Annotated in this window: 15 protein-coding genes; 10 read left to right on the top strand and 5 right to left on the bottom strand. The window is 36.0% G+C overall.

The window, feature by feature from the left end:
• Positions 1 to 130: 130 nt before the first annotated feature.
• Together AN959_RS05610 and recQ are read left to right on the top strand one after the other, a co-directional pair.
• Positions 131 to 367 carry a hypothetical protein gene (locus AN959_RS05610; RefSeq protein WP_056828951.1) on the top strand — a complete coding sequence of 79 codons (237 nt, stop codon included), beginning with the start codon at positions 131 to 133 and terminating at the stop codon, positions 365 to 367.
• 82 nt (positions 368 to 449) lie between these two features.
• Positions 450 to 2216 carry a DNA helicase RecQ gene (gene recQ / locus AN959_RS05605; RefSeq protein ID WP_056828949.1) on the top strand — a complete coding sequence of 589 codons (1767 nt, stop codon included), beginning with the start codon at positions 450 to 452 and terminating at the stop codon, positions 2214 to 2216.
• Here recQ and AN959_RS05600 read toward each other — a convergent pair.
• Positions 2201 to 2422 carry a DUF2187 family protein gene (locus tag AN959_RS05600; protein WP_053591003.1) on the bottom strand — a complete coding sequence of 74 codons (222 nt, stop codon included), beginning with the start codon at positions 2420 to 2422 and terminating at the stop codon, positions 2201 to 2203. The two genes, recQ and AN959_RS05600, sit on opposite strands and share 16 nt — an antisense overlap.
• A gap of 326 nt (positions 2423 to 2748) precedes the next feature.
• On the opposite strand from AN959_RS05600, the gene AN959_RS05595 reads away from it, so the two are divergent.
• The 3 genes from AN959_RS05595 (at position 2749) to AN959_RS05585 (ending at position 5799) form a co-directional block, all read left to right on the top strand.
• Positions 2749 to 4185: a DEAD/DEAH box helicase gene (locus AN959_RS05595; RefSeq protein WP_371256495.1), complete on the top strand. Its 1437-nt coding sequence runs from the start codon at positions 2749 to 2751 to the stop codon at positions 4183 to 4185.
• A 155-nt stretch (positions 4186 to 4340) separates the two neighbouring features.
• The gene (locus AN959_RS05590; protein WP_056828943.1) at positions 4341 to 5213 is read left to right on the top strand and encodes an AraC family transcriptional regulator; all 873 of its coding nucleotides are present in this window, start codon (positions 4341 to 4343) and stop codon (positions 5211 to 5213) included.
• A gap of 16 nt (positions 5214 to 5229) precedes the next feature.
• Entirely contained in the window at positions 5230 to 5799 is a 570-nt protein-coding gene (locus tag AN959_RS05585; RefSeq protein WP_056828942.1) for a GNAT family N-acetyltransferase, read from the top strand.
• Positions 5800 to 5837: 38 nt separating this feature from the next.
• Here AN959_RS05585 and AN959_RS05580 read toward each other — a convergent pair whose 3' ends face one another.
• Positions 5838 to 6278: an NUDIX hydrolase gene (locus tag AN959_RS05580; RefSeq protein ID WP_056828940.1), complete on the bottom strand. Its 441-nt coding sequence runs from the start codon at positions 6276 to 6278 to the stop codon at positions 5838 to 5840.
• A 139-nt stretch (positions 6279 to 6417) separates the two neighbouring features.
• On the opposite strand from AN959_RS05580, the gene AN959_RS05575 reads away from it, so the two are divergent.
• The 4 genes from AN959_RS05575 to AN959_RS05555 all read left to right on the top strand — a co-directional run bounded on the left by AN959_RS05575 (position 6418) and on the right by AN959_RS05555 (position 9607).
• Entirely contained in the window at positions 6418 to 7506 is a 1089-nt protein-coding gene (locus AN959_RS05575) for an AI-2E family transporter (protein WP_053590998.1), read from the top strand.
• Positions 7507 to 7520: 14 nt separating this feature from the next.
• Positions 7521 to 7973: a PH domain-containing protein gene (locus AN959_RS05570; protein WP_056828938.1), complete on the top strand. Its 453-nt coding sequence runs from the start codon at positions 7521 to 7523 to the stop codon at positions 7971 to 7973.
• 9 nt (positions 7974 to 7982) lie between these two features.
• Positions 7983 to 8363, top strand: a complete 381-nt coding sequence (locus AN959_RS05565) for a DnaJ family domain-containing protein (RefSeq protein WP_053590996.1) — start codon at positions 7983 to 7985, stop codon at positions 8361 to 8363.
• Between the two features lie 704 nt (positions 8364 to 9067).
• Positions 9068 to 9607 carry a biotin transporter BioY gene (locus AN959_RS05555; protein WP_053590994.1) on the top strand — a complete coding sequence of 180 codons (540 nt, stop codon included), beginning with the start codon at positions 9068 to 9070 and terminating at the stop codon, positions 9605 to 9607.
• 36 nt (positions 9608 to 9643) lie between these two features.
• On the opposite strand, the gene AN959_RS05550 is transcribed toward AN959_RS05555, so the two are convergent.
• From AN959_RS05550 to AN959_RS05540, 3 genes are all read right to left on the bottom strand, one after another.
• Entirely contained in the window at positions 9644 to 9859 is a 216-nt protein-coding gene (locus AN959_RS05550; RefSeq protein ID WP_056828936.1) for a hypothetical protein, read from the bottom strand.
• Positions 9849 to 10163 (bottom strand): DUF3243 domain-containing protein, encoded by a 315-nt coding sequence (locus tag AN959_RS05545; RefSeq protein WP_053590992.1) that lies wholly within the window; start codon positions 10161 to 10163, stop codon positions 9849 to 9851. Before AN959_RS05545 ends, AN959_RS05550 begins: the two co-directional genes overlap by 11 nt.
• Before the next feature lie 145 nt (positions 10164 to 10308).
• Positions 10309 to 10995: a hypothetical protein gene (locus AN959_RS05540; RefSeq protein WP_056828934.1), complete on the bottom strand. Its 687-nt coding sequence runs from the start codon at positions 10993 to 10995 to the stop codon at positions 10309 to 10311.
• 483 nt (positions 10996 to 11478) lie between these two features.
• Between AN959_RS05540 and AN959_RS05535 the strand changes: the two genes are divergently transcribed.
• Positions 11479 to 12678 (top strand): NADP-dependent malic enzyme, encoded by a 1200-nt coding sequence (locus tag AN959_RS05535; protein ID WP_056828932.1) that lies wholly within the window; start codon positions 11479 to 11481, stop codon positions 12676 to 12678.
• The last annotated feature ends 78 nt before the right edge of the window (positions 12679 to 12756 follow it).

The following is a 12756-nucleotide window of genomic DNA, read 5'->3' as shown; positions in this document are numbered from 1 at the left end:
GCGCAATTCCCAACACTTGAATGGGGATTGCGCATTTTTGCGGTAAGCGTACATCTGTGTTCTAATCCTCTCCACCTGAAGTCTTATGGTACAATATACTTTACGTATATACATAGGAAGGAAGTAGACTGTGAAAAAATCAAAAGTAATCGTGCCGATTATGATTGTCGTAGCAGTATTAGCAACAATCATGCTAAACCAAGACGAATATAATGAAGTAACCACTATAAGCAAAATACTTATTATTGTTGGCGCTGCCATTGTGTCATCCGTTATAGGATATTTCTTACTTGGAGCAGACGTAGATAAAGTAGACCCAAAATCAAACGACTATGAAGTGAAAAGCAAGAAGGGAAACAGAAAATAATCTGTTTCCTTTTTGTGTTAGGAGGAACGTTTCCAATACTGAGGGGTTCTATGGTAAAGTGAAGTGGATAGGAGTGACCGGAATGCTGGAACATGCACGACAATTATTACAAGAATACTTTGGATATGAATCTTTTCGTGAAGGACAAGAAACGATTATTAATTACGTCCTAAACGATAAATCTAGTTTATGTGTAATGCCGACGGGTGGAGGAAAGTCATTATGCTACCAAATTCCATCCTTGATGCTTGAAGGAACAACAATTGTTATTTCACCATTGATTTCACTTATGAAGGATCAAGTAGATACATTAATACAGGCGGGAATTCCAGCCACTTTTATTAATAGTACATTAACTGCAGAAGAAGTAAGGGAAACAATAGCAGAAGTGCAAAATGGTCAATATCGTTTGCTTTATATAGCACCTGAGCGGTTAGAATCCCAAAGTTTTTTAAATCAATTAAAACGAGTGAAAGTGCCACTTATCGCAGTGGATGAAGCACATTGTATTTCTCAATGGGGACATGATTTTCGTCCAAGCTACAGGTCCATTCACCGATTGAAGGAAGTTTTTACTGAGCAACCGAGTGTTTTGGCTTTAACTGCCACTGCTACACCAGATGTAAGAGCAGATATTTGCCGAATTCTTCAAATAAAAGAAGAAAACACGGTTATAACAGGGTTCGCTCGCTCAAATTTATCTTTTTCGGTTGTATTAGGGCAAGACAAAAATAAATTTTTAAAAGATTTTATTAAGAAGAATAACAAGGAAGTCGGGATAATTTATGCGGCGACAAGGAAGACTGTCGATCTTCTATATGAACTATTAACAAAATCTGGTGTTCAAGCTGCAAAATATCATGCTGGCCTTCCTGAAGCTTTTCGTAACAAAGAGCAGGAGCGTTTTTTGACAGATGAAGCGCAAGTAATGGTAGCAACTAATGCATTTGGAATGGGTATTGATAAATCAAACGTAAGATATGTAATTCATTACCAATTACCAAAGAATATGGAAAGTTATTATCAAGAAGCAGGAAGAGCTGGACGGGACGGACTTCCGAGTGAGTGCCTTGTGCTATATGCTTCACAGGATGTTCAGACGCAACGCTTTTTAATAGACCAAGCATTGGACCGTGAACGAATTCCACAAGAACTTGAAAAACTCCAAGGGATGGTTGATTATTGCCATACTGAGAATTGCTTACAACAATTTATTGTGAACTATTTTGGAGAACCTAATGGGGAACCATGTGGTCGGTGTGGTAATTGCACTGATACGAGAGAGATGAATGATGTTACGAAAGAAGTGCAGATGATATTATCTTGTGTTGTACGCATGGGGCAGAAATTTGGAAAGACAATTACAGCACAGGTTTTAACGGGTTCTCAAAACAAAAAAGTAATGGAATTTGGATTTACTAAACTATCTACTTACGGGATATTAAAGGATAAATCGTTAAAAGAAGTGTCTGGACTAATGGAGTTTATGATATCGGAAGGATTACTTTCGGTTAACCATGGAAGCTTACCGACCATCTATGTATCGGACGCAGGAAAAGATGTATTACTTGGAAAAAGAAAGGTTATGCGAAAAGGCATCGCGGTGACAAAACAAATTGCGAAGAATGACCCATTGTTTGAGGGATTAAGAATACTCCGGAAAAAAATTGCGGACGAAGCCGGTGTACCACCGTTTGTTATTTTTTCTGATAAAACACTACAAGATATGTGTGTGAAGCGTCCGCAAACCGAAGAAGAATTGTTAGATGTACACGGAGTCGGTGCTAATAAAAAAGAAAAATATGGAGAAGCTTTTCTCGAAGAAATTCATCGTTATAGCACAGTGTAATTTTTATGGGATACTACTGTTAAATTAGAAGGAACATTAATTTTCTTCGCATCCTCAGTAGATATTTCTACAATAACCGATTGCTCTAAAATTTTAAAAATAGTACCTTGTACTTCGTAATTATTACGTGTAAAAGAGATCTTCTCATCAATTTTCCGTGCTGCTACGAAGTCTGAAACTTCTTTTGGTTGTCGTTGGAAACTCATGTGGTTGCCTCTTTTCTATTTTTATTCGCAAATAAAGCGATATATTAATTATATCATAGTTAGCTTGTTATAAGATGTTAAAGAGATTATTTAAGTGCTCTTTCTCTTTAATTAATATAATTATATGCTTTTAGTAGGAAAAGATGTTTTTCGAATAACAACTTATGATAGGCTTAAGTAACATTTCTTCGGGTTATAATATACTAGGATAGAGTGAATATAGTTGAGACACCAATTTTGATAGATGAAAAAGGCACATGAAGAGCTTTAGAAGATTCAGATATGTTCGGGATTAAAATAGGGAAGTATAGAGGAGTTTATGCATAGTGCATTTTAAAGAATTGAAGTTAGATGAAAAGATCTTAAAAGCCATTGAACAATTAGGCTATACAGAGCCAACAGAAGTGCAACAAAAGGTAATTCCTGTTGCCCTTGAAAAGCGGGATATACTTGTTAAATCGAAAACAGGTAGCGGAAAGACAGCTGCTTTTGCGACACCATTATGTGAGCTAGTAGATTGGGAAGAAAATAAGCCTCAGGCATTGGTGCTAACGCCAACGAGAGAATTAGCAGTTCAAGTCCAAGAAGATATAACGAATATTGGTCGTTATAAACGAATTAAAGGACTAGCTTTATACGGAAAATCGCCTTTTGCGAAACAAAAATTAGCTTTAAAACAAAAAACACATATCGTAGTAGGGACACCAGGACGAGTGCTGGACCATATGGAAAAAGGTACGCTTGATGTTTCTAAAATTGAATACCTCGTGATTGATGAAGCAGATGAAATGTTGAATATGGGCTTTTTAGAGCAAGTAGAGTCCATTATTAAGCTACTTCCAAAAGAACGTACAACCATGCTTTTCTCAGCTACTCTATCCGACGAAATAAAAAAATTAAGTAATAAATACATGAGAGACGCTGTATCAATAGAAATTGCTGATAGCGAAGATCATGCTCCAGATATTGAGCACTTGAAGTATGTAGTAAAGGAAGAGCAAAAACAAGCATTCCTAGAAAAGCTAACGATACTAGAAAACCCAGATAGTTGTATTATTTTCTGCCGTACGAAAGAGCGAGTGGATCAGCTTGTGGATGCCCTTGATGCGAAAGGTTATACTGCTGACAAAATTCACGGTGGGATGATGCAAGAGGACCGTTTTGAAGTAATGGACGAATTCCGAAAAGGTGAATTTCGTTATTTAATTGCGACAGATGTAGCTGCTCGTGGAATTGATATTGAAGATATTACACATGTTGTGCATTTTGATGTCCCTCTGGAACAAGAAAGCTATGTCCATCGTACTGGTAGAACTGGCAGAGCGGGACGGAGTGGAAAATCAATCATGCTAGCTACTCCACATGAAGATAAATTTGTAAAAGAAATTGAGTCATTTATTGGCTTTGAAATACCCGCTGGACCTGAAGTTTCTGATGAGGCAGTATCAAAAAATCGTGCAGCTTTCGACTTGAAAATGCAAGAGCAACCAGAACTGAAAAAATCCAAAGGTGAACAGTTAAATGCAAACATTACAAAACTGTATTTCAACGGAGGTAAGAAAAAGAAACTGCGCGCTGTGGACTTTGTGGGCACTATTGCTAAAATAGAGGGTGTTTCTGCTGATGACATTGGAATTATCACGATTCAAGACAATGTTACTTATGTAGAAATACTGAACGGCAAAGGTCCGCTTGTGTTAAAAACAATGCGAAATACTACAGTAAAAGGGAAACAACTAAAAGTTCATATAGCACATAAATAAGAAGAAGGAGTACTTTCCTTCTTCTTTTTTTTATCGTTTTCATCCTTTTTATAAAGAGAATCTCTTAGTAAGATACAATAAAGGGAAGAGCACAAATTATCAAAAAAATCATTTCATGGAAATTTATAATAGAGCTTATAGGGGGCGGTAAATAGATGGATTATTTTAATAGAATTCAACATGCAATTGAATTTATAGAAAGCAATCTACAAGAGGAATTGAATATAATAGAAATCTCCTCAAAATCTTATTTCTCGGCTTTTCATTTCCAACGACTATTTCATGCTATTACAGGTTTTTCTGTACAAGAGTATATTAGGAGTAGAAGACTTTCGGAGGCAGCAAGGCTACTAAAGAAGAAGAAAAAGAACATATTAGAAATAGCGATATCCTTCCAATATGGTTCACAAGAAGCGTTTACTCGTGCTTTTGTTAATCGCTTTGGTATAACGCCTGCAAAGTATCGTAAGGAAGAAATGAATATAAGAGAGCAGAACAAAATAAACTTTCTAGATTATAAAAATAAAATAAATGAAAACTTATATTTGAATAAGCCAGAAATTATAATGCTTGAGAAGATCCACATTACTGGCTATGAATACTACACAACTTTAATAAATGAAGACTATTTTGGTGATATTCCAAAATATTATATTGAATTTGGAGAGAAGGAACGTTATCTTCGAATACCAAATCGAATCTCTCCTAATATGGCCTACGGTATATCTACTGACTTTAATAATAATGGTCAATTTTCGTTTATAGTAGGAGAAGAGGTGCACAAATTTAATAGGGATTTAGAAAAGGGTTTTCTAAATATAGAAATACCTGAGGGTAAGTATGCGTTATTTACAGTTAACGGAACATCTGATTTAATCCAAAATACGAGAAGATACATATACGGGACATGGCTGCCTAACTCTAATTACGAAAGAAAAGAGGGGCCAGATTTTGAGATTACGGATGTTTTAAGATCAACATATCCAAATGATATGAAAATGAAAATATACATTCCAATTGAGATTTAGTATGAGGAGAGAAGAGATGGATATGGATATAATGTTTGATCAATTTCCAGTATTGGAGTCAGAAGAACTAATTCTTGGGAAAATAGAAGAAAAACATTTACAGGATTTGTTTAGACTATACGATAATGACAAAGTTTTTGAATACTGTGGGATCATCCCAAAGCACAATATACAAACGGTAAGCAAAATGATTGGCCATTTTGAGAGAGACTATCAAAAAAGAAGCAGAATCAAATGGGGAATTTTTCAGAAGAAGGATAGTCAAAAATTATTAGGAATAATTGAATGTATGGATTTTAACCAAAAAGTTAACTCGGTTACTATTGGATACTATTTGGCTGAAGAGTGTTGGGGCAATGGAATTGCGACAAAATCAGTACAGCTGATAGTAAAATACTTGTTTGGAGAAGTTAATTTGAATAGAATTCATGCAGAGGTCATGCCTGCCAATGAGGTTTCGAAGAAAGTACTAAATAAGAATGGTTTTATAAGAGAAGGTCTGTTAAGGCAAGCTACCTTGTGGTCAGGCAAAGGGATTGTCGATTTAGAGATTTACAGTTTGCTTAAAGAGGATTACGTAGAATAAAAAAATGTGTGCCTACTTGAAGACGAGTTTATGCAGCATTACAAAAACTCGTCTTCTATAAACTTTCGATAAGATGTCAGTATGCCATCTGGTAAATGTTTAGGTGAATAAAATTGAAGACTAATTGTTTCGTTTTCATCTGGTGTGATATTTCCAGTATATTCATATGTTTTATAGACAGCTGTCACAGAGTAAAATTTATCCCCATTTGGATTTTCCGAATAATAATCTGGCCCAGAATATACGTTGCATAATGTTAATCTACCAAGTCGGAGTCCTGTCTCCTCTAGAACCTCTCTTCTTGCGGTATCTTCTAAGCTTTCTCCTAACTCCATCAACCCACCAGGCAATCCGAAAACTCCACACTCTCGTTCCTGCAACAATAATTCCTTTTTATCATTAAAAATAAGTACAACAGCTCCGGGAAGTATCAGTGGGTCATGTCCAACATATTGTCGTAGTTGTTTGTAATATTCCATATATTCTTTGTCCTTTCAAAAGCAAAAGTCTTGCTAACAGTATAGAACAAAAAATGGTAAGATACATTATAAAGTGAAACCTCATGTATTATGAATCGTATTAGATAATAACGAAATTATTCGAGGATGTGAGCACTAGTTGACGAACAAGCGTTGGTTTCAAGTGGGAGTAGCCATTCTCCTTACATTATTAATAATTTTTATGTTCATGAAAGTGAAAACAATTTTTTCACCATTAATAATTGTCGGGCAAACAATATTTATCCCATTATTAATTGGTGGTGTCTTATTTTATTTATCAAGACCCCTTCAGAAATGGTTGGAGTCAATAAAGTTCCCAAGATGGGCAAGTATCATATCGGTGTTTATCGTAATTGGGTTAATCGGTTGGGGATTTTATGCATTAATAGGACCACCACTTACAAAACAAGTGAATGACCTAGTGAAAAATACACCGGCATTTATTAATGAGGTAGAGGACTTAACAAAATTCGCATTTTCTCAAAAAGACAAGCTGCCAGATCTTCCGGAGTCCGTTCAAAAAACGATAGAAGATACGACGGGCAAAATAGACACGATTGCAGTTTCTATTGGTTCTTTGTTAATCCGATTCATTCAAAACTTGTTCCAAGGAATATTCTTACTAGTTCTTGTTCCATTTTTCCTTGTATATATGTTGAAGGACCATGAAAGGTTTGCACCTTTTATTGCGCAGTTTTTTAAAGGGGAAAAGAAAACTTGGATTCGAAAAACATTAGCCGATATTGATGATACATTACGTTCTTACATTCAAGGGCAATTATTTGTAAGCTTTTTAGTCGGACTTATGTTATTCATCGGTTATTTTGCTATAGGCCTAAAATATGCCTTGCTACTTGCATTATTCGGCATGATGATGAATGTAATCCCGTTTTTAGGCCCTTATATTGCGGTAGTGCCTGCTCTAATTATTGCATTGATTCAAGAGCCGAAGCTTGCAATTTACGTAGCTATTATTATGCTCATATCTCAACAAATCGAAAGTAATTTTATTACACCAAATGTAATGGGTAAATCATTGGATATTCATCCGTTAACTGTAATAACAATTATTTTAGCAGCCGGTAATATTGCAGGCTTATGGGGGATTATTTTAGGTGTCCCTACTTATGCAGTAGTTAAATCAATACTAAAAAATCTGTATGCTCATCGGGAAGGAATAAAGGATGCTGCCACAGAATCAATATAGATAGAGGTGATCTCATGACATTTCAATCAAAAAGAGATCGGTCATTTATTAATCTAATTATTATAGCTGTAATCATCATAGCTTTAGCGACACTTTGGCCAGTTGTATTTGAGTTGTATTTTACTGAGTCTCCTGACTTAGTAGCCATTTGGATAATGGTTATCTTATTTGTAGTGATGACAGGGTTTATCCTATGGATTTCTTTTGATATTGAATACACTTTTAAAGAAGATTACTTATTAGTCCGTGGAGGTTTTTTTAGAAGTAAAATTCCATATGAAGACATAACAAAAGCGAATCCGACATCTCAAATTCTTGTTGGATACCGAATTCTTTCCTCTAAGGATGCCTTAGAGATTCATTATAAAAAGGCATTCATGGGAAGTGTTATTATCTCTCCTGAGAATCAGAAAGAATTTTTAAAGGTTTTAAAAGAAAAAGTACCGCAAATTCATATTGTAAAGTGAGGTTTTAACATGGAAAACTTCAATAAACCAAGCAATGATTTAATCGGTGATATCTTAAAAAACTATGAGAAAACAGGCGGAATGGATAATTTGAAAGGGCAAGGAAAACCTCTGTCAGATGAATATTTTTCTGGTGACATATTCCAACACTTTCAAAAAATAGCGAAGGATGCTGGATTCAAGCCACATTGGTTAAAATTGCAGCATGAAATTAGAGATGAATTAAAAGACATTGCTGAAAAGTACGTGAAGGGGCAAAAGACCGACCTACAATTCAGAGTAACAAAAGTGAATGAAAAAATTATTCAGTATAATAAGTCTTGTCCACCTCCTATGCAAAAAGGAGTTGTTCGATTAGAAACAATCGAGTCAGCAAGTCAAAGATGGTAAATAAGCAGAGCCCTACTTATATGATCTCTGTACAGTAAAGGTATCGAGAAGGCGACTTCTCGATACCTTTTATCTTTTATATGCTTACGCACATGTCCAAGGGATGAGCTTCTTCAAATTCATACCGTAAAAGTAAGCATCGCCGACATGGACAATTTGCTTCTCCTTTGTATTGGCAAAGACATGTTCATTCGTTTCGTTTACATTTATGTTAAAAGTGGCGAAAAATATCTGCCATAATATGACGTTGAACCGTCTTTTAATAATATCTACTTTAGGTACACTTGGAGAGAAAAGGGAAGTCAGCATTGATTCCTGGCAACTCTTACAGATCACGTTCATTAAAATCATTTCTAGTAATCATGATCCGCCACCCCGAAAGAATTGTACGTATTTTTTGTAAACGCTTGGATCGATTGGAGCGGAGGGTGGCGACTCCAGCGGGAAAAGCGGGACAGTCGAGACCCAGGACGGAGCGTAGCGAAATTAATTTTTGAGACGAGCTTGCGCAGGAGCAAGGGAAGCGGCTCGGCCCCGCCAGCGGAAAGCGTCCGCCAGGAGTGAAAATCTACAGTCTGTACAGAGCCCTATTTATAGTGGAGCTCTGTTTTTTATATTGACGAAAATCTTATTTTTTATTATGATACCTTTGTGTTAACTTGTTGTTGCATAAAGTTAACTCATTTTACGTAGGGGGAAATTATATGAGAAATAATCGTTTGAAAATGATGATTGTCGCAGCTTTATTTGCTGCAATAATTGCAGTTGCTGCCCAACTGATGATTAATATTCCGCCAGTACCGTTTACATTAATGACAATAGCGGTAATGCTGACAGCAACGATTCTTGGGAAAAAATATGGATCCTTGGCGGTTACTGTATATGTTTTAATGGGGTTAGTAGGAATTCCTGTATTTGCAGGTATGAAGAGTGGATTGGGAATCATTTTAGGTCCAACAGGAGGGTATCTTATTGCCATTATTCCAGCAGCTTTGTTTATAGGATGGTACTTAGAAAAATTTAAACATACGAAAGTCCAAGCGATTATCGCAAATATGATAGCCGTTCTTATTATATTAATTATTGGAACAGTTTGGCTAAAAGTCGTTGCAGATCTTCCATGGAATGGTGCATTTAAAGGTGGAATGCTTCCGTTTATCTTACCAGATCTTGCGAAAGCAGTAGTTGCAGCTCTGTTAGGGGTTATTATTAGGACACGTTTAGTATCAGCAAAACTAATATAACAAAACAAGCTCCGAGGTGGCTCGGAGCTTGTTTTGTTAGTTTGGGGAGTACCGTTCTTCACTTATAGAACGATCTTTTGTGTGGTGGTGGTAGTTTTCGTCTTGTACTTTCATGTTCAGTTCTTCCACTTGAATGGCATCTACTGTTTGCATGTCTTCATGCATATCGAACAAACTTTGTTTCGTTGTTCGGACCCCATCCGGGTTATCAAGAAATGGACCTTCAGCATCTTTACGAACTCTATCCTTCATTTCTTACGAGGTTTAAAAGCATATGGCTTAGTGCGTGTTGCTCTTCTTTACTTCCACTATTCCATAACTGTTGTAGAAGATGTTCTTCACGGTTTCGAGGATCCTCATGCTTTGCTAAGTAGCCAGCCACTTTTTCAGTAGCCTTTGCTAAAGCCTCGTCACTTAAGCCCAATTTTTCTCCAGCAGCCACTTTTTCAGATAAATAAGATTTGAATGCAGAAAAGTTTTTTAGAATTTCTTCTTTTTCTTCTGTGCCAATGCTATTGAGCTTATTGTCAATGCGTTCATCTATTTTGTTTCCCAAGCTTTCTCACTCCTTTGATATTAGACTCTTATTAGCTATTCCCAAAGCTAAGTCAAACATGCATGAGAAAAGTTTATTTTATTTTCAAACAAAAAGTTGTATTCGTAGGCATAGTTTCTGTCTAGTCTTCAAGGCTTTCCATATTTCAAATGGGGCAGAATCCACATTTTTGAAGTCCGGGAATATCCTTTGAAAAACAGCAAGTAGTTCGTACGGTTGTATTGATTAAATCAGAAGGGCTTTTACCTTTCAAATAATGAGCTAAAAAAGATTTTGTTGTAAAGTTTTTCCAAATGTCTTCATCCTGGAGTAGCAACCAGTCTTCCTTCGCTTGTATCGAAGTTACGGGATTATCCATAAAAACATAGTAATGCCACAGTAAATAGCCAAAAACATTCTCCCATAGCGTCAGAGGAGAAATACTACATTGTGACCGAAGCTGTTGGATAATTGTATAGCATTGCTGATGCCAAACCATTTGAATATCATCGGCGCGATGATCACGTACATCCCGGTAATATTTTGATGGGATATATGTGCTAATGGTTTTATTTCCGTACTCAGTTGTTGCAAAGTATTGAAGTTCTTCCAGTGGTCCATCCCAAATTTCATCATATAAAGTCATCATATAAAATTGCATCGAGACGAACATCCCGACTCTTCTCATGAAGAATGAGGCAGCAATAGGATCATTGGAAGCTCCAGAGATTAACTTAATTACAGGGAGTGCCATATCTACGTTTTTTGCATGGAAAATGGGAGTACCACTTGGTTCAACATACACACTATAATTATTCAATTGTTTGATTTGGTCATTCGTTAATGTTGTCATAACCCTAGTATACAATTTTTTTAATTTTTAGTTGACTTTTTAATTGAAAATGATTATCATTACCATATAGAAACTTACTCTTAATGTGAGAAGGTTCTAACAGCGACTTTTCTCCAATCGTAGCTGATCATCGCACACTTAACCCCCTCAACGTTAAGTCAGTGCATTCATGTTATCGGTAACCAATGTGGTTGCCGATTTTTTTGTGCAAAAAAAGACCAAATGTATTTCATCACGTAATCGAATTAAAGACAAAAAATAAAATTGTTTAATGTGGAATGTATAGCTAATACTAATGGTATAAAATTCGAAACAAAGTCAGTGATCGCCTTGTTTTTTGTAGAAAATTATAGGTCATTGTGCAGCCTTTCACTAAATTGACTTTACTACACTAAATCATTATAATTTTCAGAATATATAGCTATTTAGGAGTTTGAGTTCCTAAAATGCCAATAAAAAATATATAAAGGGAGAAGTGAGGAGATGGATTTAAAAACAAAAGCTTTAAATTTACACCGAACGTATAAAGGGAAGATGGAGATGATTTCAAAGGTACCTATGGAAAGTATGGGGGATTTGAGCTTAGCTTATTCCCCTGGAGTTGCAGAACCTTGTATAGAAATAAAAAATAATCCATCTACTATTTATGATTACACGATGAAGGGAAACTTAGTAGGAGTAGTTACGGACGGTACAGCCGTTTTGGGTTTAGGTGATATCGGACCTGATGCAGCATTGCCTGTAATGGAAGGAAAGTCAATTTTATTAAAACGTTTTGCCAATGTCGATGCTTTTCCAATTTGTTTAGACACAACAAATGTAGATGAGATTGTGCAAATTGTAAAAGCAATAAGTCCAACCTTTGGAGCGATCAATTTGGAAGATATCTCTGCTCCACGATGCTTTGAAGTGGAAGATCGACTTCGACAAGAATTAGATATACCTGTATTTCATGATGATCAGCATGGAACAGCTATTGTCGTTGGTGCGGGACTACAAAATGCAGTTAAGTTAGTTCAAAAGGATATTCCTTTATTAAAGGTTGTTATAAATGGAGCAGGTGCGGCCGGAATGGCCATTTTAAGAGTTCTTCAACAGCTGGGTTATCAACAGATAATCATGTGCGATTCAACCGGAATTATTTATGAAGGTAGAGAACAGGGTATGAATCCGGTTAAAGAGGCAATTGCAAGCACTACGAATCCATTAGGTTTAAAAGGAACATTAAAAGATGCTATGGATGGTGCAGATGTATTTATTGGAGTTTCTGTAGCAAATATTCTAACGAGAGAATTAATTGATGCAATGAATCCTAATCCAATTGTTTTTGCATTAGCAAATCCTACGCCTGAAATTGCTTATGATTTAGCAAAAGAGTGGGGAGTTAAAGTCATTGCAACGGGGCGTTCGGATAATCCGAACCAAGTAAATAATGTATTAGCTTTTCCAGGAATTTTCAGAGGGGCTCTAGATGTAAGAGCGACTGATATAAACGAAGATATGAAGCTGGCGGCAGTTCAGGCAATTGCTTCTCTTATTGACGAAAATGAGTTAAGGGAAGATTACATCATTCCAGATGCTTTTGATGAACGTGTAGTAATTGCTGTTGCAGAAGCGGTTAAAGCAGCGGCAATTGAATCAGGCGTGTCTATCCTTTATCAACCAGCATTAAAAGAAGTATAGGTCTATAGAATAGTTTTAAGATGGTGTTTAATGTTGAAAATAGCAATTCTAATCAACTAATAAAGAAGATTAATCGTA

This window comes from Psychrobacillus sp. FJAT-21963, from assembly GCF_001420585.1.
In the GTDB taxonomy this organism is placed as follows: domain Bacteria; phylum Bacillota; class Bacilli; order Bacillales_A; family Planococcaceae; genus Psychrobacillus.
The sequence above is the reverse complement of the archived record's forward strand: the minus strand, read 5'-3'. Positions and strand labels throughout refer to the sequence as shown.